The organism is Silvibacterium acidisoli (genome assembly GCA_022870745.1).
Lineage (GTDB): Bacteria > Acidobacteriota > Terriglobia > Terriglobales > Acidobacteriaceae > Silvibacterium.
In genome coordinates this window covers 696693-717976 of sequence record CP085323.1, presented here as the reverse complement: position 1 = coordinate 717976, position 21284 = coordinate 696693, and the positions used below count along the sequence as shown (strand labels likewise).

The following is a 21284-nucleotide window of genomic DNA, read 5'->3' as shown; positions in this document are numbered from 1 at the left end:
GGCCGTCCGGTTCATTGCAGCCAGCCGGCATAAGGGTAGAGCAGCAGGAAAAAAATCATGGCCAGCGCCATGACATCCATGTAGAGCAGCAGCAGCACGCCCCCATGGTAGAAGCTCCAACGCAGGCGCAGGCATCGCGAAGTCTCGTAGGTTCCCCATAGGCCCAGTACAGCGGGGATGACGAGCAGCAGCGATGCGTGCGTGTGCGGAAAGCCCGCGAGCGGAAAAGCGATACCCAGAGCGAAGAGCACCATCACGGTTCCTCGAACCAGAGAGCGTGCACGGAGATTGAGAACTGGATGGAGCATCCGGAGTCGGCAGCGCTGCGTGGTGGCTGTCCGTACCACTTTACCCAATCGAGGGCAGGCCTGGCCGGGTGGTTGTCTTCGAGAGGACACCGCCGGGCAGATGAGACAATCACGCAAAGAAGCTGCTTGAAGGAGCCGTGCCCTGGATCGTCCGCATTTTCCATTTCGTCTTGTATCGGTCGCTGTGCTGGCATTGGGAGTCGCGGCAGGCTCCGTCTGGTACATGAAGCCGTCAGCGGGCATTGACTGTAACAAGCTGGCTCCGCTTACTGTGCTGGCGACCGTTGCCGCATTCCTCATCTCGATCTGCTTCCGGCTTATGGCGCGTCATAAGGAAAAGTCGCAGCGATGGTTTCTTTTCTTCTGCCTGTTGATTGCCGCGGCGACGCTCTTTACAGACTTCCGCTACGTGCGGCGGTACCGCGACATCTGCGATTCGCTGGGGACGCAGATCAGATCGCGATAGCGCTGGCCGATCTTCAACGGCGTTGAAGATCTTCGCATCTCATAGAAATGAAATAAATTTCGCCCCATAAATTGCTCGTTGAGACCATCGATGTGCGGTAGGATGGCATCGTTACGGTGCGTCTTGTTTTATTTTCAAACTTAAAAAACCCCAAGGAGCGAGCCTATGCTGAAGGGATTCCGGGATTTTATTCTTCGTGGAAACGTTGTCGATCTGGCGGTCGCCGTGATCATCGGTGCAGCCTTCGCAGCGATCACGAATTCCCTCGTCACTGACATCATCACACCCTTCGTCGCCGCGATTATCGGTAAACCGGATTTCTCCGCCCTGGTGTGGAATCTGAATTTCCATCCCTCCGTTCTTGGCGATCCCGGCAAGAACGCCGGTGTCATCAAGTACGGACTCTTCCTCAATAATCTGATCAGCTTCCTCCTGAATGCGGCGGTTATCTACTTCTTCATCGTGCTGCCGATGCAGAAGCTGCTTGCGAAGTTCCACCCGGCCAAGGCGGAGCCGCCGAAGACGCGCCCCTGCCCGCAGTGCCTCAGCGATTGCCCCATCGCGGCCACACGTTGCGCGCATTGTGCCGAACCGATTCCGGCAGTAGCGGCTTAGTCGCTGCGCAGGTTCTGCCGTAAAATGCAGACTTGCTGACACTAGAACAACGGAGCAATCTGCGGGTGGTGCTGGTGGCGGCACGCAACCCGCTCAACATCGGCGCGGCAGCACGGGCGATGAGTAATTTCGGCTTCACCCATCTGCGCGTGGTCAATACATACGAACTGTCATTTCGCGAGGCGCGCTCCGCTGTGGGCGCGCCTCAGCTTTTGCAGCAGGCGGAGGAGTTCTCGAGCCTGGCCGAAGCTATTGCCGACTGTAGGTTGGTCGTCGGGACCTCGGCGCTCGAATCGCGGCAGGTTGAGCAGGCGGTACATCCACTCGACGAAGGAGGGCCCTTGCTGGCAGGGCATCTCGGCGCAGGCAAGGCGGCCATTCTCTTCGGATCGGAGAAGCGCGGCCTCTCGAACCAGGATCTCAACCACTGCCATTGGCTGATGCGCATCCCCACGCGTGAGGAGCATGGTTCGATGAACCTGGGGCAGGCGGTCGCCGTTTGCTTGTACGAACTGATTCGCGGCGGCGCTCTTTCCGTGCCGCCGCAGAATTCCGCTGCGGCAACAGGAGCGGAGTTAGAGCGGCTCAATCAAAGTCTGCTCGAGGCGTTGAAGGCCAGCGGTTACACTCAGCCGCAAACGGAGGCAGCTGCCGCGGAGAAGGTCCGCCGCATGATCCTGCGTATGGGGCTGGATTCGTCCGATGCGGAAACATGGACGGGCATGCTCGGGAAGATGCAGCGGGCACTTCTGCACAAAAAGGATTAGTTCGCCGATGCTGCTGGTTGCGAAACTAGGGGTTTCCCTCAGGGGATGAAGCCGGTTTTTATTGGCGTGACAGAGGTGCAGGCTAAAATCCGCACCTGCCAGGGTCTCACCATGTCACGATTGCCGGTTCAGGATCGTGGATGCTTCCGCCTAATTCATGCTCGATCTCTGCTGTATCAGCATCTGGTCGTAGCGGTCTACACGAATGAGGCCGGCGCGAGGATACTCAAGGTCAACAATCACGGAAATCGTGATTGTCAGGGCAAGCGCATACACGATGGTGTGCAGAAATGGCCGCCTCACCGTATCGCCCATGCCGTGACCTGCGACCAGCGCGCTTGCCAGCGCCAGTATCAACAGGAGCAGGTAGATGGTTGGCGGAGGATGGGTCTGCAGTGCCGCGGAACGTTTGGTGGCCGTGCTCGTCATGTCTCCGATGGAACCTAGCACAAGCGTGAGAACGCCAGGCGAGGCGGTGGCTTTGGCCGCAATCACTGCTTCTTTCCACATCTTCTGCTGCAACCGTTCTATCTGCCGGGACGCTTCCCGTGTCGCTTCCTGATCTATATTCAATGCCTGGAAATAGCGGATGCGGGCATCGGTGTAATCACGCATGTCCTGGCGAAGCTGGGGCTGCGCTTCCTCGGACAGCAGGTCGAGACGTTGATAGGCTGTTCCGATATCGTTCGCTTCCTGCACGATGAGTTGCCTTCTGGCCTCGAAGCGCGAATCCGCGCCGGCGAAAGCAAACGCCAGCAGCAGGCCCAGCAGGCCGAAGATTGCGCCATCGATCACGGTCAGTTCGGAGCTGGTCTTGTCCGTTCTTACATGCCGCCGCAGATGGCGGCCGATCTCGATGCAGGCCACGATCGCGACCATGAGCGTGAGTATCACTTCCAGGAAGATGCCCATCGTTTATTTGTTTTCCTGTGCAGGATGGCTCAGATAGTAATCGAGATCGCTGGCGGCTTTCGTCTTTACACCTGGTTTGTCGAGAAAGCCCAGCTCGCGAAACCAGTCGATGAAGCGGAGCTGCCAGGTGCCGAAGGGCGTGCCCTGCTTGTCCGAGAGTCCGCCGGTCATGTGGCTGCCGTCGCGCAGGACCTCGCCAGGGTGGCGTCCTGCAGCGTAGATGTGCATTTCGAGATTCGGAACATGCTGCGCCAGCATGGCGGCGAAGTACTGGTCGGCCCATACCGCATGGACCTGGTCGTCTGAGCCGGCAGAGGTGATGAAAGAAGGCGGCAGGTTATGTGGCAGAGGACTGGGAGGCGTCTTGCCCGGCGCAAACGGTGACGGTCCCGGATAGATAAGCGTCACGAAATCGGGCCGCGAGGAAGTTCCTGCAAGCGGGTCGTCCGCGCCGTTGTTCTGCTTGTCGAAATCGTCGTAGCGAACCGCGGCATTCGCTGCCAGCTCGCCGCCAGCGGAGAAGCCCATGACTCCAATGCGATTGGGATCGAGATGCCAATCCGCCGCGTGCGCGCGCACCAGGCGGATTGCCTGCAGCGTGTCGCGGACCTCGTCCTTGTCCACATCGTATCCGTCGCTGTGGAGGCGGTTGCGAAGAATAACCGTGTTCACGCCGTACTGGTAGAAGAACGGCACGAAGTCCGCGCCCTCGGTGCCCACGTTCAGGAAGCGATGGCCGCCGCCGGGAATCAGGATGACGGTGGTGCCGGTATTCATGCCCGCGTCGGCAGGATGAAACTCGATAGAAGGAATATGAATGTTGACGATGGACTGGATGCGTCCCGGTACGCTCGTGCTCAGAGCATAGCTTTCCGGCTCGCGAATGCGCCGGTGGTCGAGGAACGGCGAGTTCGATGCATAAAGCCGAACCACCACGCCGCCGGGAAGAATCGCGGTGGGATTGTATGGAGCGTCTGTCGCGGGACCGGCCTGCGGAACACCCTGCGGTGCAGGCAATGGAGGCAGCGCGGGACGGGCGCTTTGCGCGGCGGCGCTGAGAACAGAGGCGATGGCAAGCAGTGAAGAAGAGATCCGGCGTGCATAGCGCGTCATGCGTTTGGAGCCTTTTCGAGCTGGGATTCGCTTCGGCTACCCATCATAAACGCAGAAAAGGGGATGGTACCCTGACCATCCCCTTGAAGGCTATCCCTTATGGTTGGGACACTCTCTACTTGTTTCCGGCTTCTGTCTTGCGAATGAAGGCAGCCACTCGCTCATGCAATTGCTTGAGCGACTCATCGCGGACATAGACCATGTGGCCGGACTCGTACCAGTCATACTCAATGTTCTTTGCAAGATCGGACGAGATGGGCAGGTGCTTGTCCTCGTAAAAGGCCGCGTAGAACGGCGTCGCCAGGTCATAGTAGCCGCCGTTCACCATCACCTTGAGGCGCGGATTGGTCTTCATGGCCTGGGCAAGGTCGGCGCTCACGTTGGCATTGATCGGGTTGTCGTTGTGCTTGAAATCCCACTGCGGGCTGCCGATGCCTATGTTGGCCATGGGCAGGTAGGTTGCGCCGTCACCGTACTTCAGGTCGCGCCGGACGTAGTCGTTGAAGGTCGAAACATAAGCCGACGAGATGGCCGAGCTCTGCGGATCGTACTCTGATTCTTCGCTGAGCGGATTGAGTACCGGTCCGGAGAAGCGTGTATCGAGGCGTCCTGTCGTGAGGCCATTGTCTAACTGAAGGTTCTTGGTAAAGCCGCCACCGCTCACACGGAGATCGGCGCGGATCAGGTAATCCACGGGAAGGCCGGTGTAGTTGTGCAGCTTTTCGGCAATGGCCTGCTTGTCGCTGGCGGAGAGATCGGTGCCCTGAGCCAGTGCGCGGGCGTAGTCGCCCATGGCAAAGGTTTCCACTTCTTTCAGGAATGGCTCGAGCTGGGCCGGCTGGTTAGGTAGCTTGTGGTGATACCAGGCGGTTGCGGCGTAGGTGGGCAGGCCGGTTTCGAAAGGCAGGTCGATACCGGGGTTGGTGCGGGCGCCGTCGATGTCCGATGTGAAGTTGAAGATCTGCGATAGCAGGATGACGCCATTCAGGTCGATCGACTTCTCATTTTCGAGAATGTTCGACAACACAGCCGAGCGCGTGGTGCCGTAGCTCTCGCCGAAGAGATACTTGGGCGAATTCCAGCGATTGTTCTTGCTGATGAATCGGGCGATGAAGCGGGCGAAGGCGTGCGCGTCCTCGTCGATGCCCCAGAAGGCCTTCTCGGGGTCCTTGCCGTAGAACCGGCCGAAGCCGGTGCCCGGCATGTCGATGAAAACCACGTCGGTGGTGTCGAGCAGGGTCTCCGGGTTATCGAGCAGCTTATATGGAGCAGCGGGCAGATGCTGATCCTCCGGTGTCGATACGCGCTTGGGTCCGAAGGAGCCCATGTGCAGCCAGACGGTCGAGCTGCCGGGGCCTCCGTTGTAGAAGAACGCGATCGGGCGCGTCTGCGGATCGGCATCCTTCTTCATGTAGGCGACATAGAACATGGCGACGGTCGGCGGCGCGTCTTTCGGATCCTTTACCAGCGCGGCGGGCGAGCCGGGATCGGGCTGGCCATTAGCGTTGAGCAGGGCATCTGCGGCTTCGGTCGCTCCGACCATGATGGTTCCGGCGGTCGCCTGGTAGGCGATCTTCTGGCCACTCGCGGTGGTCACGGTGCCTTCGGTGGTCGAGTCGGGAGGCATGACTCTGATGGCGGGAGTCACGTCGTCGGCGGCGAAGGCAGAAGCGGATACAGCTGCGGCGAGAACTGCGCCCAGCAGCAGGGAAGGCTTAACCATGCGGATCATCCTTAAATTAAAGGTGCTACAGAAGATGTGGAACGTCGAAGCGGTCAGTCGCACTGCAGGAAACGTGTAAGCAGTATAGAACGGCAGCGGAACGGTCCCTGACTGTTGAGTTTGTCATCGATGGGAACGATTCCACCTGATAATTGTGACGAATTAGAATGGAATTATGGCCGATCAGCTTTATTTGAGCCTGTGGTATCCGAACTTCCGGCTCTTCGCTTTGCCCGCCGCCCTTGAAAAGGTGATGGAGCAGTTTACTGCCTCGGGCGGCTCCGGCCGCGTGAAGGCCGCCGCTGCCTATCCACTCAGCTGGAATGAGGCTCCCGCTTACCAGCGCGTTTATGACCGGGAACACGAGCCCGATGCAATCGACTCCGAGCCGCGGGAGGCAGTGGCGGCGGCTACCGAGATGCTGCACGACGACTTTGCCTACGAGTTCGAAATGGAGTGGGAGCTGTGGGCGCCTGACAGCGCAGGCAGCCTCGACCCCATCTGGAGGCTCGAGCCCAGCCGGGTGACCATTGTCGGCTTCGGGTCTGAGTTCGATGAGGGCGCGTATGAGCAGAACGGCCATATCCGCATCGGCTTTGGGCCGGATACGCCATTCCTGCAGGAAGAGGTCGACCTCGACGAAGAGGCCGCGCAGCATGTGAAGCAGAATGTGCAGAAGATCGTAGATTTCACCCAGGCGGTACAGAAGAACTGCGGTATCTCGACCAGGCTGCTCTGGTCTGAATCCGGCGAAAACCTGGCCGAGAAGCTTATTGCCCGCCTGCAGAGCCTGAACTAGCTGCGGGGCTTTGTTTCACCGGGTGAACCGGTGGAGCAAAGCCTGCATCCAAAAGGACGGCTGATCGTCTTATCTCTGACTGTCTTTTCGAGAAACTACTCATATGCGCATTACGGTGGCGAGGCTTCGCCTGGGAATCGTTGTTCTTGGCTGCTTGCTCGTCCTTACCCTGGCGGGATTTTTCTTCTATTCCCGTTTTCGGTTCAGGCGCTTTGAGAAGGATCTGCCCGGCAAGCTGGGCGTAGATATTCAGCAGACGGCGAACGGCTTTACCTATTCGCAATCCAGCGACGGGCATACGCTTTACACCATCCATGCCTCGAAGCTCGTGCAGTACAAAACGGGTGGTCACGCCGCGCTGCATGACGTAGATATCAAGCTTTACGGCCCGAAGGGCTCGAACCGCGTAGACCGTATCTCCGGCTCCGAGTTCGATTACGACCAGCAGAGCGGCATCGCGGTCGCCAAGGGAACGGTACAGATCGATCTCGCCGGGCTTGGAGCGTCGGATTCCAGCACGCCGAAGGATGACGGGTCGAGCACGAATCCGGACGATAAGAATCCCGCCCCGGAGAACAACACCATTCATGTAAAGACAAGCGGCCTGACGTTCAATTCGAAGACAGGCGATGCGACCACCGACCAGCACATGGAGTTTGAGCTTCCCAAAGCGGCTGGGAGTTCGATGGGGGCGAGCTACAACTCGAAGACCGGCCTGCTGATCCTCGATCACCAGGTGGAGATTACCACCAGCTCCAATGGAAAAGAGGCAACGGTCCACGCGATTCACGCGGAGTTTCTGCGCGATTCCTACCAGGGCAGCCTGCTGAGTCCGGTGGTCGATTACCAGTCGGAGAAAAGTTCCGCCGATAACGCTCTGCTTCACTTCCGCAAGGATGGGTCCGTTGAAAGCATCGAGTCTAAAGGCCACGTAAAGGTCGTTTCCGACGACGGCACTATGGTGACCTCGCAGAGCTCGGAGACGCAACTCGATGCCAAGAGCCAGCCGACCCGCGAGGACGTGGGCGGCGGAGTGAACTTCGTCTCGAACAAGGGCAATTCGAGCATGCATGGCACCGCCATCGAGGGCACCCTGATCCTCGGGCCGGACTCGATGCTGCAACATGCCCAGTTCCGCAACGCTGTCAGCTTTGTCGAGCAGATAGCCCAGCTGCCCGGCGATCCCAAGGGGAATGCATCGAGACAGGTGCAGGCTTCGAAGCTGGACGTGGACTTCGTTCCGGGCGAGGACCAGCATGCGATCGCTCACAAGCTGCTTGCCACAGGTTCGGCTCAGGCCAACCTGCATACGATTCCGTCGCACGGGCCGCAGCAGCTCACGAACATAAGCGGCAACGAGTTGCTGGCCACACTCGACTCGGACGGCCGCTCGATCACGCAGCTGGATGGCACCGGGAACACCAAGATCGTGGATCTTGCCAAGGATGGCTCGACGAATACGAGCTCCGGAGACCGTCTCCACGTTACTTTCGCTCCTCCGCCTGCCGGGCAGGCCAAGCCGAAGACCCAGACCGCCGATCAGGCTGAAGCCTCGCAGGTCGAGACTGCCATCCAGGATGGTCACGTGGTGCTGACGCAGACCCCGCTGAAAAAGGACAACGAGCCGCAGCCGGCCACACTTACGGCCTGGGCTGCACACTCCGAATACCATTCAGCTGACCAGATCCTGCATCTGACGGGCAGCCCTCGCCTCGACGATGGCCAGTCGCTCCAGATGTCGGCAACGGCGATCGACTTCCATCGCGACTCGGGCGATGCGACCGAGGAGGGCAGCGTCAAGGCGACCTACACGCAGAAAAAGGGAGCGGGAGGTTCACCTTCAGGGCCTGGTCTGGGCGGAGACGGGCCTGTGCACCTGACCTCGGCCCGAGCGCAGCTAAATCACGATAGCGGCCTCAGTATCTTCTACGGTTCGCCATCGACGCCGGCGCGCCTATGGCAGGGGCAGAACTCCGTCCTGGCGCCGGTGGTTGAGCTTACCCAGAAGCCCCAGACGCTCAAGGCGCATGGAGCGGAGAACGACACTGCGCCGGTTGTCAGCTCGAACATGGTTTCGGCTCTCGGGCCGAAACACCAGCCAGCCACGGTGCGGATTCACAGCCGGACGCTCTTTTACTCCGATGACGACCGTCGCGCTGATTTCAAGGGCTCTGTGACTGCGCAGGATCCGGATGGAACGATTCATTCGGACCAGGCGCAGGTCTTCCTGACGCCGGCATCGAAGGGCAAGCAGCAGGAGCAGACTGCCGTAGACCACATGATCGCCACCGGCCACGTTGTCGTAACCCAGCCGGGCCGTAAGGGATTGGGAGAAAAGCTGGTTTATACCGCGGACGACGGAAAATACGTCCTGACTGGTACGGGGGCGAACCCGCCTCGAATGGAAGACCAGGCCAAGGGAACGACAACAGGTGCAGCATTGATTTTCAACAGTCAGGATGATAGCGTCGAAGTAAGCGGGGGGCAGTCGAGCGCCGTTACCCAGACGCGCACTACGAAGTAAATGCAGAAGCTTTCGACCGATGAGATCGGCAAGTCGTATAAAGGCCGTCAGGTAGTACGCGGTGTAAGCGTGCAGGTGAGCCAGGGTGAGGTGGTAGGTCTCCTCGGTCCCAATGGCGCGGGCAAGACCACCAGCTTCTACATGATCGTAGGTCTCGTTGCGCCTGATTCCGGCCGCATCCTCGCAGATGGACAAGACATAACAAGGGTGCCGATGTATATGCGTGCCCGCCAGTTCGGCATTAGCTATCTTCCCCAGGAACCATCTGTTTTTCGCAAGCTCACGGTCGAGGAGAATATTCTCGCCGTCCTCGAAGTACAGAATCTCTCCCAGGAAATGCGGCGATCCCGCACGGAGAAGCTGATTGAGCAGCTCAATCTCGGACATATCCGGAAGACGCGTGGTTACGCGCTTTCCGGCGGCGAACGCCGGCGTGTCGAGATTGCCCGCTGTTTGTGTATCCAGCCGTCCTTTATTTTGCTCGATGAACCCTTTTCGGGAATTGATCCCATTGCGGTCATCGACCTGCAGGAAATCATCTTCGACCTCAAGGCCAGTGGTATCGGAGTTCTGATTACGGACCATAATGTCCGTGAAACCCTTTCGGTGGTGGACCGCGCGTACATCATCAACGAGGGAAAGATCTTCCGCGACGGCTCTCCGGAGCAGTTGGGCAATGATCCAGAGGTTAGGAGAATTTACTTGGGCGAAGGCTTCTCGCTCAATTAAGGTTCAGCAGACGGGACAGGCAGGCGCAGGAGATAACCGGGCAGCAAGTTGTTGTCATAGGTGTCTTTTGCTGGATGTACACTGAGGCAACTCTCCGCATTTTGAAAACTGGGAAACGATGGCTCTTCTTCAACCTAAACTGAGCTTGAAAGTAGCTCAACGGCAGATATTGACGCCTGGCCTCATGCAGATGGTCAGCGTGCTGGCGTTGAATAAGCTCGAGCTGAAGGAGATGATCAACGCTGAGATCACCGAGAACCCGATTCTCGAGGAGATGGAGGAGAGTGTTCCGCTGCTGGACGACGTGACCCGGCAGGAGATTGAACACGATCGCGCCATCGAACTGCGGGCAGCAGAGGCCGAGCCGGAAAAGAAAGATCCTTTCGACGAGATCGACTTCGGCTCTTATTTCCAGGACTACCTCGATCCCGGGTTTCGCACGCCAAGCAACTTTGAAATCAGCGAAGTTCCGTCGATTGAGAATTTTCTCTCGTCTCCCGGAACGCTGACCGATCACATTACCTGGCAACTCGGCTCTATCAGCCTCTCGCCGGCGCTGCGCGATGCCGCCGAATACATCATCGGCAATTTGAACGAGGACGGCTATCTGACCGCCAGCGAGGAAGAGTTGCTGGAGGGCTACCTGCGCGAGCAGCTTGATCCCGAGACGGTGAACGGCAAGGCTGAGCGCAATGGCCATGTACCGCTTTCGCAGATTCCCGAAGCCATGGTCGCGCGCGCCAAGGCGCACCTGGAAACGGCGCTGTCGATCGTTCGCCAGCTCGATCCGGTGGGAATCGCATGGCGCGACCTGCGTGAGTGCCTCCTGGCCCAGATCGAGGCGCAGCGAAAGGAGTTTGAGCTGATCTTTGCCCGCCAGCGAAAGGCGGCACGAAACGGCCACTCCACCCCCGCCAGCAATGGCCACAGCCCGATTGAGCTTCATGCGCCCTCGGAAGAACCCGGGGAGGATACCCCTGCCGTAGAGAGCACGGTCAGCGAGAAGGCTCCGGCTGCAACCTCCCGGATGGAGATCTTCGACATTGCGGCCTGCACGGTGGACAGGCATCTGCAGCTGTTGCAGAAGCGTGATCCGCGTGAGTTATCGCGAGCGCTGGGCAAGCCGGTGGAAGCGGCGCAGCAGGCGATTGAGTTTATCCGCACGCTCGACCCGAGGCCCGGCCAGCGATACAACCGCTCGGACGCGCGGCTGATCGAGCCAGACGTAGCTTTTGTGAAACGCGGCGATGAGTACGTCGTCGTCATGAACGAAGAGGATCTGCCTACCCTGCGCCTGAACCAGGGATACCGCCGCATGCTGACGCAGGAGGGTGCGGAAAAAGAGGTCAAGGATTACGTGAAGGAGCGTTATCGCTCCGCGCTGCAGCTGATGCGCAACATCGAGCAGCGCAAGAACACGATTCTGCGCACGTGCGAGGCAATCGTGCGCCGGCAGGGAGATTTTCTCGAGAGAGGCGTCGAAGCCCTGCGGCCGATGATGATCAAGGAGGTCGCCGAAGAGATCGGTGTCCATCCTTCCACGGTGAGCCGTGCTGTCTCGAACAAATATGTGCACACTGCGCAGGGCGTTTACGAGCTGCGCTTCTTTTTCTCTGAAGGTGTGAACGGTCCGGAAGGCGCGGGCACTCCCTTGATGCTGCTCAAGCGCAAGGTGAAGAAGCTCATTGATGAAGAAGACCCGAGCAAACCATTGACTGACGACCAGATAGCTTCCATGTTGCAGGGTCAAGGCATCAATGTAACCAGACGGACTGTTGCCAAGTATCGTGAAGATCTTCGCATTCCCAGCACGCATCAGCGGAGAGTGCGCGGATGAGATAAAATCGGCAGTCCTGTAAGAATTTTTCTTTCGGAAGGAGCTTTCCTTTATGCAGGTCGAATACACCGGCAGACAGGTGATCATCAGTGCAGCGCTCCGCACACAGGCGGAAGACGGCATTGACAGGATCGGCAAGATTCTCGGCAAGGCAACCGGAGCCCATGTGATCTTAAGCGTGGAGAAATACCGGAACATGGCTGAGGTCAACATCGTGACTCGTTTCCATGACATCGTTGGGGCCTCCGAATCCACGAGCATGGAGACAGCGCTTCGAGAAGCGCTGGACAAGGCCGAGACACAGGCGATCCGCTGCAAAAAGAAAATCCAATCAAAGAAACGCCAGCCCAAGGAAGAAAAACTTACTGCCGAACCGGCTCTCGAGCGTCCTCGCAAAGCCGCGCCAAGCCTAGCCGCCGATATCGAAGAGCCAGTCGTGAGCAAAAAGACCAATGGCAAGACCAATGGCAATGGCAACGGAAATGGTCACGCGAAGCCGGTCATTCCCGTTACAGTGCATAGCTTTCCTTCGAAGACCGCCATCCCCGAGCCGCACGTGGTTCGATCGATCGACTCGGTGGCGATGCGTCCCATGAGCCTGGAAGAGGCGGTGAAAGAAGCCGAGTTCCGTGATCGCGAGGTTTTTGTATTTCGCGACAAGGCCGGTGCGTTGAAGGTATTGCATCGCAAGCGTGACGGCAAAATGGAACTTATCGAGGTTCCATAAACGGCGGTCACCAAAACCGCTGTGCCTGGATGCTAGGATTTCTGCATGGCTCGGCCGAAGAAATCTGCCCAGGCATCCCGGCGCAAACCTGCTAAGAAACAACTTCGGGACGAGGGCCTCAGCTCTCGTCTCGAAGACAAACACCAGCTCGTCATTCTTACCGGCCTCTCGGGCTCGGGTAAGGGTTCTGCTCTCAAAGCCTTCGAAGACCTCGGCTATTATGCGGTCGACAATCTTCCTGTCGAATTGCTGCCGCGCTTCGCCGAACTGGTTTCGCAGTCCGTTGAGCTGACGCGCGCCGTGCTGGTGGTGGACGTGCGCGAAGGGCAAGGGCTTGAGCGCTTCCCGGCAATGCTGACCGAAGCGCGCAAATATCTTGAGACGACGCTGATCTTTCTCGATGCTTCGAAGCCTGCGCTGCTGCGTCGTTTTTCCGAGACGCGGCGTCCGCATCCGCTGGGCCGCGAGTCGATGGTCGGGCCGGCCATCCAGGCGGAGCGCAAACTGCTCAGCCCACTGCGCAACATCGCCGACATCCTGATCGACACCTCGAACTTCAACGTGCATGAGCTGCGCGCGTATATCCAGAACAAGTTCGAGCGCGAATCGGATGGGAAGAACCTGCTGGTCTCGTCGATCAGCTTTGGATATAAGAACGGCGTTCCGCTTGAAGCCGATCTTGTCTTCGACGTGCGCTTTCTGCCCAATCCTCACTTCATCCCCGAGTTCCGCAATCTCACTGGGCGCGATCCCAAGGTCGCCGAATACGTCGGCCAGTTTCCGCAGACGCAGGAGTTTCTCGACCGCGTGACCCAGATGCTCCTGTTTCTGCTGCCGCACTACATTCACGAGGGTAAGAGCTACCTGACGGTCGCCTTCGGTTGCACCGGCGGGCAGCACCGCTCGGTGATGATTGCGGAAGAGATAGGCAAGCGGCTGGGCAAAGAGGGATACAAGGTGAAGACCGGCCATCGCGATATGCCGCGCTGAATCTTCAGCTAGTTTTGGGGAATCTTATTGCTGTTCCCCAAACTGCGAGGAGAAAACATGGATTTAGGTCTCAGGGATAAGATCGCACTCGTTACGGGTTCCACAGCCGGTATCGGCTTCGCCATCGCAAAGCTGCTGGCGAAGGAAGGTGCATTCGTCTATGTGAACGGCCGCACGGAAGAGCGCGTGAAGAAGGCCGTTGGCGAAATCGAAGGCGAGGTCGATGGCATTGCCGCCGATCTTACAACTGCTGAAGGCGCGAAGAAGCTCTTCGAGCGTGTGCCGCAGGTCGATATCCTCGTGAACAACCTGGGCATCTTCGAGGCAAAGCCTTTCCTTGAGATTGAAGATTCGGAGTGGACGCGTTTCTTTGAGGCGAATGTTCTTTCTGGGATTCGTGTCACGCGTCACTACCTGCCGCACATGCTTGAGAAGAAGTGGGGACGGGTGCTCTTCATTTCCAGCGAGTCAGGATTACAGATTCCGGCAGAGATGGTGCATTACGGCATGACCAAGACCGCGCAGATTGCTGTCGCGCGCGGCATTGCCGAAAGCTTTCCCGCGAGCGGCGTTACGGTGAACTCCGTGTTGCCGGGACCTACGGCAAGTGAGGGCGTCGGTGTGTTCGTTGAAGATCTGGCGAAGCAGCAGGGCAAAACGAAAGAGGAAGTAGAGAAATCTTTCTTCGAGCATGCGCGTCCCACCAGCCTTATCAAGCGGTTCGAAACGATTGAAGAGGTTGCCAACATGGCGGTTTACCTGTGCAGCGAGGCTGCTTCGGCGACCACTGGAGCCGCAGTCCGGGTCGAAGGCGGAATCGTAAAATCAATCGCTTAGCGGTGAAATCGATGCCTTCAATGGCTCCGGCGTTCTAAAATATCTGAATGAATCCGGAGCCATGGCAAGCTAACGCTCTTCCAACGATTTCCCGATGGGAGAATGCATGAAGCGTGCCGCTCGCCTGCTGCATTACGCCCGCCATTACTGGTTGCAGGCGCTTGCTTCGATCGTGCTGGCCGCTGCGGTTGGCCTTCTCGATGCCTTTCGCGTATTGCTCGTTGGCCCCATCTTCGACAACGTTCTGCATCCCGGCGACGAACATAAAAGCATTTCCATCTTCACGAGGCTGGGTGAACGCTTTCACATCGACCCGCAGAGTTTTATCCCTTCGCACCTGCACAATGACTGGACGGTCATTGCCTTCGCCTTCGTCACTACCACGCTGCTGAAGGGGATCTGCGACTACGCCGGTACGTACCTTGCGAACTACGCGGGCTTCGGCATGATCACCGATCTGCGCAACGACCTGTATGAAGCGATCCTGCGGCGCTCGATCTCGTTCTTCCAGAAGCATGCCACGGGCACGCTGCTTTCGGCGCTGATCAACGATATTGAGCGCGTGCAGTACGCGATGGCTTCGGTGCTTTCGGATTTCCTGCAGCAGATCTTCACGATGCTCTTTACCATCGGCGTGGTGATTTTCCTTGGCGGGAAGCTGGCGTGGATCCTGCTGATCTTTGTACCGGTGGTTGCTACCTCGATCCGCAAGATCGGGCGTGGCGTCCGTCAGACGACGCGTAAAGGGCAGGACAAGCTCGCCGAGATCCAGAACATTCTTCATGAGACCATCACAGGCAATCGCATCGTGAAGGCCTTCAACATGGAGATCTGGGAGGTTCTGCGCTTTCGCCAGGCAGGCCGCAGGCTCTTCCGCGCCAACCTGAGCTCGGTGCGCGCTCAGGCCATCAGCTCGCCGCTGATGGACTTTATCGGCGCTGTTGCGATTTCGCTGCTGTTGCTGCTGGGCCGCGGCATTATCAACAGTCACAAGATGTCGGAAGGCAACTTTTTCGCCTTCATCGTGGCGCTCTTCAAGCTGTATGACCCGGTGCGCCGTTCGGCGACCTACTACAACAGCTTCCAGCAGGCGGTTGGAGCTTCGTCGGCGATCTTCGACTTCATGGAAGATCAGGATGAGGTGGTTGAGAAGAAACACCCGTACCAGCTCAAGGGCTTCCGCGATTCTCTGAAGCTCGAGAATGTGAGCTTCGCATATGGCACGGAAGAGGACCATAAGGACGTTCTCCACAATATCGATCTCGACATCCGGCAGGGCGAGGTGGTTGCGCTGGTGGGGCCGAGCGGTGCCGGCAAGTCGACGCTGGTGAACCTGATTCCGCGCTTCTTCGATGCGACGTCGGGCAGGGTGCTCATCGACGGACACGACCTGCGCGATGTGAGCCTGCGCTCTCTGCGCGAGCAGATAGGGAAGGTTACGCAGGAGACAATTCTCTTCAACGATACGGTGCGCAACAACATCGCGTATGGTCAGCCGGATGTTCCGCACGCAAAGGTCGAGGAGGCCGCAAAAGCGGCGCTTGCCCACGATTTTATTCTGCGGATGCCCGAGGGCTACGATACAGTGATCGGCGAGAAGGGATTTCGCCTCTCCGGTGGAGAGCGTCAGCGCCTGGCGATTGCGCGCGCAATTCTGAAGGGCGCTCCGATCCTGATTCTTGACGAGGCGACCTCGGCGCTCGATAACGAGAGTGAGTCGCTGGTGCAGGCCGCGTTGAACAACCTGATGACGGGCAGAACAGTGGTGGTGATCGCGCACCGGCTTTCCACGGTACGCCGTGCCAATCGCATTGCGGTGATCGAAGAGGGACGTATCACGGCCATCGGCTCACATGACGAGCTGATGCATATTTCGCCGACCTATCAAAAGCTTTATCGCCTGCAGTTCACCGATGCTTCGTACGTGGAGCCGCTTGAGCCCGCAGTTCTCGGAAAGACAGAGGGATAACTATGGCAACGGTCTACTCCATGACAGGCTTCGCGCGAGTGGCAGGACGCGTCTCCGAAAAAGGCGGTTTCACCCTGAGCCTGAAGAGCGTGAACCATCGCTTTCTGGACCTGCACATGCGCCTGCCCGCAGGCACCGATGCGCTGGAAATGCAGCTGCGTCGAGCTCTTAAGGAAAAGCTGGTGCGAGGGCATGTAGAGGTCACACTGAGCCTTGACCGTAGCCAGAAGGCCGAAGCCGCCTACGATGCCGCGCAGGTGGCGAACTATCTCGCCGCGTTCCGCAGTGCATCCGCGGCGAACGGGCTTCTGGGTGAGCCGGACCTGAATGCGATCTTCCGGCTGCCGGGCATCTTCAACAGCGAGAGCCGCTCGTCTGAGCGAGATGCGGAGGAGACGGCGGCGCTGGAAGCAGCTGTATTGCGAGAGCTCGATCCGACGATTGCCGCGCTGAATACGATGAGAGAGCAGGAAGGCGCTGCGCTGGTTCGCGACCTGCTCAGCGCACTGGAGCGTCTGGAAAAGCTGGTCAATGAGGCAGCGGGACTGCGTGAAGATGTGCAGAAGGCGTACTTCGAGCGAGTGAGCCAGAAGCTTTCGGCGATGCTCGGTGGAGCTTTCGACCGTGATCGCATTCTGCAGGAAGCCGCTCTACTGGCCGAACGCAGCGACGTCGATGAAGAGGTTACGCGGCTGCGCGCGCATATCGAACATTTCCGTTCGCTGCTGGCGAACGGCGGCGAGGTGGGCAAGAAGCTCGATTTCCTGCTGCAGGAGATGAATCGCGAGGCGAACACCCTGCTTTCGAAGACCGGAGGGGTTGCCGGAAACGGTCCCCGCATCACCGAAGCTGGTCTCGGTATGAAATCGGAGATCGAAAAAGCACGCGAACAGGTGCAGAATCTTGAGTAAGGAAGCTCGCCGGGATCGTAAAGCGGCAAGCTACACAGCAAAAGGGAGACTGGTACGTTGGCAGGAATTTTATTTTTGATTTCGGCGCCTTCCGGCTCGGGCAAATCCACGCTGGTGAACCAGATGCGCTCCCTGGTGGGCAATCTGGATTTCTCGATCTCTTATACGACACGCGCCCCACGCGGCTCGGAGACGGATGGGCGCGAGTACCACTTCATCTCCCGCGACAAGTTTGAGGACATGGTCCAGGAAGGCGAATTCCTGGAGCACGCCGAGGTCTTTGGCAACTATTACGGCACCTGCCGTGGCTCCCTGGCGCATGCGTTCACCGAGGGGAAGGACCTGCTGCTCGATATCGACGTGCAGGGCGCGTCGCAGGTTCGCAGCCGCATGCCGGACGCCGTGAGCATCTTCATCATGCCTCCCTCGCCGGACATTCTGGCCACCCGGCTCAGAAATCGCAGCCGCGCGGAAGGCTCTGTGCAGGATGAAGTTATCGCCCGTCGCCTCGCAAATGCGCGACGGGAGATTGAGAATTATCGAGAATATGGATATATTCTCGTCAACGATGTACTCGACCGGGCAGTCGAGGAGATGGCAGCCATCGTCGTTGCCGAACGTCTCAGCCGCAACCACGGCGCGGTGTCGGAAGAGGACAAAGAGCTGATAGCCAAGGCGGAGTCATGCCGCCAGCGAAACTCTGAGGCGCGCATCCGTCCGGTGCTTCAGGCTTTCGGAGTCGTTAACGCGGAGGCAGCTCCCGTTTGAGCTCGCCGAAGCAACTTTCCTGAGGTGACGCCATGAGTGTAGAGCAGCAGTTCGACAGCAACTTTCGTTACGTAATGGTCGCTGCACGTCGCGCCCGACAGCTGCAAAACGGATCCCAGCCGCTGGTAGCTTCCCGCTCCGGCAAAGCCTGCAAGGTCGCTCAAGATGAAATTGCGGCAGGCAAGGTTGGCTATGTGAAGCCCAACGCCCCGGTGCTCAAGCCGGAGATTGCGGCTCCTGACATTCCGAAGTTCGTGATCGCGTAAGCTACACGTGCAGGGGAGAAGTCCCCACTTCTCCTCTACCTCTCCGCGTGCAACAGCTGACCGCGAGTTACTGTGACTGCCTGTCCAATCAGGCGAATCCTGTCCCCCACCAGTTGCAGTCGCATCCATCCCCCACGCTTCGAGGCCTGGAAGGCGAGTAGCTCTTTCTTGCCCAGGCGAGCAGCCCAGTACGGGCCGAGCGCGCAGTGCGCCGAGCCGGTCACGGGATCCTCGTCGATGCCGACGCGTGGGAAAAAACAGCGTGAAACGATGTCTGCTTCACCGCCGGAACGGGCGGTGACAATAACGCCGCGTGCCTCGATTTGCGCAAGAGCCGCGAAGTCGGGCTTCAGGTTCCGTACCGTTTCCTCGCTCTCCACCTCAACGAGGAAATCCATTTTGTTGTTGCCGATAAAGACCGGCTTCGCGCCGAGAATCTTTTCGAGGTCGCCAGGCGCTTCGGCCGGATCGACCTGCTTCTGGGGGAAATCCAGCTCGATCCAGCTACCTTCCTCCGGAAGACGCTTCGCGGTGAGCAGTCCGCTGCGTGTGTGGAAGAGCGCAGGCTGATCGGCAGAGAGAATGCCTGACTCCCAGAGGAAGTGCGCGCTGCCCAGTGTGGCGTGGCCGCACAGGTCGACTTCGCTTGTGGGTGTGAACCAGCGCAGTCCGTAGCCCTCTGCCTGCGCCAGCAGAAAAGCAGTCTCCGATAGGTTCATTTCAGCGGCCACGGATTGCATCCAGGCCTCGGGCATCGCCTGTTCGAGCAGGCAGATGGCCGCGGGGTTTCCGGAGAACGGCTTGCTGGTAAAAGCGTCGACGGTGGCGAGCGTGAGGTGTGCCATGACTCAATCTTAGCCAAAGCCGGAAAGTTGTTCAGAGCCGGAATTTGGGACGCGATTTCCACCTGCGTCCGGAGCCTGGCGCCGGCGTACAATTTTTATATGAAAGTTACGGTCGGCGTCTCCGGCGGCATTGCCGCCTATAAAGCAGCGGAGCTGGTGCGTGCCCTGCAGCGGCAGGCGCTCGATGTTCATGTCGTCATGACCGAGGCGGCGACGAAGTTCGTGCAGCCTCTTACCTTCGCATCGCTCACGGGGCACAAGGTGATTACTCACATGTGGTCCGCGGAGGATAATTCGGACAATCTCTCCTCCGCGATTGAGCACATCGATGCGGCACAGACGACCGAGGCGCTGGTCGTAGCTCCGGCCACTGCGGACATTCTTGCAAAGTTCGCGCACGGGCTGGCCGATGACTTCCTGAGCACGCTCTACCTTGCAACGACCGCGCCTGTGATTGTCGCCCCTGCGATGAACGTGAACATGTGGAATCATCCGGCGACGCAGGCGAACCTTGAGACGCTGGGCCAGCGCAATGTCACGATTGTGCCTCCAGGCGATGGATATCTCGCCTGCGGCATGCAGGGCAGCGGCCGCATGACGGAGATTCCGGCGATCGTGGAAGCGGTTCTCGGCGTACTGAACCATCGCAACGACCTGCAGGGGCAGACGGTGCTGATTACCGCCGGCGGAACCCGTGAGGCGCTTGACCCGGTGCGTTTTCTTGGCAATCGCTCGAGCGGCAAGATGGGCTACGCGTTGGCGGAAGCAGCCGAACGCCGCGGCGCGCGCGTGATCCTGATCAGCGCTCCGACGGCCCTGCGGCCACCCGCGAACTGCGAGCTGGTTCCGGTGGTGACGACGGGTGAAATGCGGGACGCGGTACTGCGCCGCATGGATGAGGCGAACATCATCATCAAGGCGGCGGCGGTGGCCGATTATCGCCCGCGTATCAAGTCCGACCAGAAGATGAAGCGCACCGGTCCGTTGACGGTCGAGTTCGAGCCGACCGAGGATATTTTGTCGGAAGTAGCCGCGCGGAAGCATCCAGGGCAGCTGATCATCGGCTTTGCTGCCGAGACCGAAAATGTCGTTGCGCATGGGCGCGACAAACTGCTTCGCAAGGGCGCAGATGCCATTGTGGTGAACGATGTTTCACGTGAAGGCGTCGGTTTCGACTCCGACCGCAACGCCGCGACTTTTCTTACGCCACATATCGCACTCGATCTCCAGGAGATGAGCAAGCGGCAGCTTGCCGACCGCATTTTCGAAGAGATTCTCACGCTGCGCCGGCCGCAGAGCCTGGTCGCAGAATAGATGGCGCAGCTCGACCCTGAACTCGCCGAGGCGGTACGCGCGCGGCTGCGCTACTATCGCGACCTCGGCGTCTACGATTTTTATCGCAACGGTGAACCTGATTCCCTGCAGTTGCCGGAAGCAGCGTCCATTGTTGAGCCTGAAAAAGAAACCGTAACTGTTACAAAGATTGCAGCGAGCGCGGAACCCGTGCCTGTGAATCTCCCGGAGCCGGAAATGCCACCACGCAAGCCTATCTCTCCAGCGTTGTCTATGCCCGTGCCTGCGGAGATGATTCCCGCCGCAGACAAGCCCGCTGCACTTGAGGCGATTCGCGCCGAGATCGGCGAATGCACTCGCTGCCCGCTTGCCTTCCTGGGAAGGCACAAGATTGTTTTCGGCGATGGCACTCCAAACGCGAAACTGATGTTCGTGGGCGAAGGTCCGGGTGCGGATGAAGACGCGCAGGGTCTGCCGTTCGTCGGAAAAGCCGGGCAGCTGCTCAACAACATGATCAACGCGATGGGCCTCAAGCGCGAAGAGGTCTACATCGCCAACATCGTGAAGTGCCGTCCGCCGCAGAATCGCGTGCCTGAGCCCGAGGAAGCGAATACCTGTTCGCCGTTTCTCTTCCGTCAGATCGATGTGATCAGGCCTGAGATCATCGTGGCGCTGGGCTCGACGGCGGCGACGTATCTGCTCGGGCGCAAGTCTTCATTAAGCTCGCTGCGCGGGCACATGCACGAAGCGCGCGGTTCGAAACTGATCGTGACCTATCATCCGGCGTATCTGCTGCGCGATCCCACGCAGAAGAAGGAAGCGTGGAAGGATCTGCAGATCGCGATGAAGGAACTTGGGCTGAAGCCTGCGGCAAAGGGCTGACGC

At 59.0% G+C, this 21284-nt stretch carries 21 protein-coding genes; 16 read left to right on the top strand and 5 right to left on the bottom strand.

Annotated features, from left to right (window positions below; all coding sequences use genetic code 11):
- Positions 1 to 11: 11 nt before the first annotated feature.
- Entirely contained in the window at positions 12 to 254 is a 243-nt protein-coding gene (locus LJD29_RS02925) for a permease (protein ID WP_446744260.1), read from the bottom strand.
- 277 nt (positions 255 to 531) lie between these two features.
- On the opposite strand from LJD29_RS02925, the gene LJD29_RS02920 reads away from it, so the two are divergent.
- The 3 genes from LJD29_RS02920 (at position 532) to LJD29_RS02910 (ending at position 2156) form a co-directional block, all read left to right on the top strand.
- The gene (locus tag LJD29_RS02920; RefSeq protein WP_446744259.1) at positions 532 to 774 is read left to right on the top strand and encodes a hypothetical protein; all 243 of its coding nucleotides are present in this window, start codon (positions 532 to 534) and stop codon (positions 772 to 774) included.
- A gap of 165 nt (positions 775 to 939) precedes the next feature.
- Complete coding sequence (gene mscL / locus LJD29_RS02915; protein ID WP_446744258.1) at positions 940 to 1389, top strand: large conductance mechanosensitive channel protein MscL; 450 nt, start codon at positions 940 to 942, stop codon at positions 1387 to 1389.
- A 32-nt stretch (positions 1390 to 1421) separates the two neighbouring features.
- On the top strand, positions 1422 to 2156 hold the full coding sequence (locus LJD29_RS02910) for an RNA methyltransferase (protein ID WP_446744257.1): 735 nt from the start codon (positions 1422 to 1424) through the stop codon (positions 2154 to 2156).
- 150 nt (positions 2157 to 2306) lie between these two features.
- On the opposite strand, the gene LJD29_RS02905 is transcribed toward LJD29_RS02910, so the two are convergent.
- From LJD29_RS02905 to LJD29_RS02895, 3 genes are all read right to left on the bottom strand, one after another.
- A complete protein-coding gene (locus tag LJD29_RS02905) occupies positions 2307 to 3068 on the bottom strand; it encodes a bestrophin-like domain (protein WP_446744256.1) in 762 nt (253 codons plus the stop codon).
- A gap of 3 nt (positions 3069 to 3071) precedes the next feature.
- Positions 3072 to 4181, bottom strand: a complete 1110-nt coding sequence (locus LJD29_RS02900) for an alpha/beta hydrolase (RefSeq protein ID WP_446744255.1) — start codon at positions 4179 to 4181, stop codon at positions 3072 to 3074.
- A 115-nt stretch (positions 4182 to 4296) separates the two neighbouring features.
- Positions 4297 to 5904, bottom strand: coding sequence for a S10 family peptidase (locus LJD29_RS02895; RefSeq protein WP_446744254.1), 1608 nt, complete (start codon positions 5902 to 5904; stop codon positions 4297 to 4299).
- Positions 5905 to 6079: 175 nt separating this feature from the next.
- On the opposite strand from LJD29_RS02895, the gene LJD29_RS02890 reads away from it, so the two are divergent.
- The 11 genes from LJD29_RS02890 to rpoZ all read left to right on the top strand — a co-directional run bounded on the left by LJD29_RS02890 (position 6080) and on the right by rpoZ (position 18261).
- A complete protein-coding gene (locus LJD29_RS02890; protein ID WP_446744253.1) occupies positions 6080 to 6703 on the top strand; it encodes a hypothetical protein in 624 nt (207 codons plus the stop codon).
- 103 nt (positions 6704 to 6806) lie between these two features.
- Positions 6807 to 9227 carry an LptA/OstA family protein gene (locus LJD29_RS02885; protein WP_446744252.1) on the top strand — a complete coding sequence of 807 codons (2421 nt, stop codon included), beginning with the start codon at positions 6807 to 6809 and terminating at the stop codon, positions 9225 to 9227.
- Positions 9228 to 9956: an LPS export ABC transporter ATP-binding protein gene (gene lptB, locus LJD29_RS02880; RefSeq protein ID WP_446744251.1), complete on the top strand. Its 729-nt coding sequence runs from the start codon at positions 9228 to 9230 to the stop codon at positions 9954 to 9956. It begins immediately after the preceding gene.
- A 118-nt stretch (positions 9957 to 10074) separates the two neighbouring features.
- The gene (locus LJD29_RS02875; RefSeq protein ID WP_446744250.1) at positions 10075 to 11793 is read left to right on the top strand and encodes an RNA polymerase factor sigma-54; all 1719 of its coding nucleotides are present in this window, start codon (positions 10075 to 10077) and stop codon (positions 11791 to 11793) included.
- Between the two features lie 52 nt (positions 11794 to 11845).
- A complete protein-coding gene (gene hpf, locus LJD29_RS02870) occupies positions 11846 to 12520 on the top strand; it encodes a ribosome hibernation-promoting factor, HPF/YfiA family (RefSeq protein ID WP_446744249.1) in 675 nt (224 codons plus the stop codon).
- A 45-nt stretch (positions 12521 to 12565) separates the two neighbouring features.
- A complete protein-coding gene (rapZ, locus tag LJD29_RS02865) occupies positions 12566 to 13510 on the top strand; it encodes an RNase adapter RapZ (RefSeq protein ID WP_446744248.1) in 945 nt (314 codons plus the stop codon).
- A 57-nt stretch (positions 13511 to 13567) separates the two neighbouring features.
- On the top strand, positions 13568 to 14347 hold the full coding sequence (locus tag LJD29_RS02860) for an SDR family NAD(P)-dependent oxidoreductase (RefSeq protein WP_446744247.1): 780 nt from the start codon (positions 13568 to 13570) through the stop codon (positions 14345 to 14347).
- 106 nt (positions 14348 to 14453) lie between these two features.
- Positions 14454 to 16316, top strand: coding sequence for an ABC transporter ATP-binding protein (locus LJD29_RS02855; RefSeq protein ID WP_446744246.1), 1863 nt, complete (start codon positions 14454 to 14456; stop codon positions 16314 to 16316).
- Positions 16317 to 16318: 2 nt separating this feature from the next.
- On the top strand, positions 16319 to 17227 hold the full coding sequence (locus LJD29_RS02850; protein WP_446744245.1) for a YicC/YloC family endoribonuclease: 909 nt from the start codon (positions 16319 to 16321) through the stop codon (positions 17225 to 17227).
- 75 nt (positions 17228 to 17302) lie between these two features.
- The gene (gene gmk / locus LJD29_RS02845) at positions 17303 to 17995 is read left to right on the top strand and encodes a guanylate kinase (RefSeq protein WP_446744244.1); all 693 of its coding nucleotides are present in this window, start codon (positions 17303 to 17305) and stop codon (positions 17993 to 17995) included.
- 32 nt (positions 17996 to 18027) lie between these two features.
- The gene (gene rpoZ, locus LJD29_RS02840; protein ID WP_446744243.1) at positions 18028 to 18261 is read left to right on the top strand and encodes a DNA-directed RNA polymerase subunit omega; all 234 of its coding nucleotides are present in this window, start codon (positions 18028 to 18030) and stop codon (positions 18259 to 18261) included.
- A 35-nt stretch (positions 18262 to 18296) separates the two neighbouring features.
- On the opposite strand, the gene LJD29_RS02835 is transcribed toward rpoZ, so the two are convergent.
- The gene (locus LJD29_RS02835; protein WP_446744242.1) at positions 18297 to 19106 is read right to left on the bottom strand and encodes a PhzF family protein; all 810 of its coding nucleotides are present in this window, start codon (positions 19104 to 19106) and stop codon (positions 18297 to 18299) included.
- A gap of 99 nt (positions 19107 to 19205) precedes the next feature.
- Between LJD29_RS02835 and coaBC the strand changes: the two genes are divergently transcribed.
- Both coaBC and LJD29_RS02825 read left to right on the top strand, forming a co-directional pair.
- The gene (gene coaBC / locus LJD29_RS02830; protein WP_446744241.1) at positions 19206 to 20420 is read left to right on the top strand and encodes a bifunctional phosphopantothenoylcysteine decarboxylase/phosphopantothenate--cysteine ligase CoaBC; all 1215 of its coding nucleotides are present in this window, start codon (positions 19206 to 19208) and stop codon (positions 20418 to 20420) included.
- Positions 20421 to 21281: a uracil-DNA glycosylase gene (locus tag LJD29_RS02825; RefSeq protein WP_446744240.1), complete on the top strand. Its 861-nt coding sequence runs from the start codon at positions 20421 to 20423 to the stop codon at positions 21279 to 21281.
- Positions 21282 to 21284: the final 3 nt, after the last annotated feature.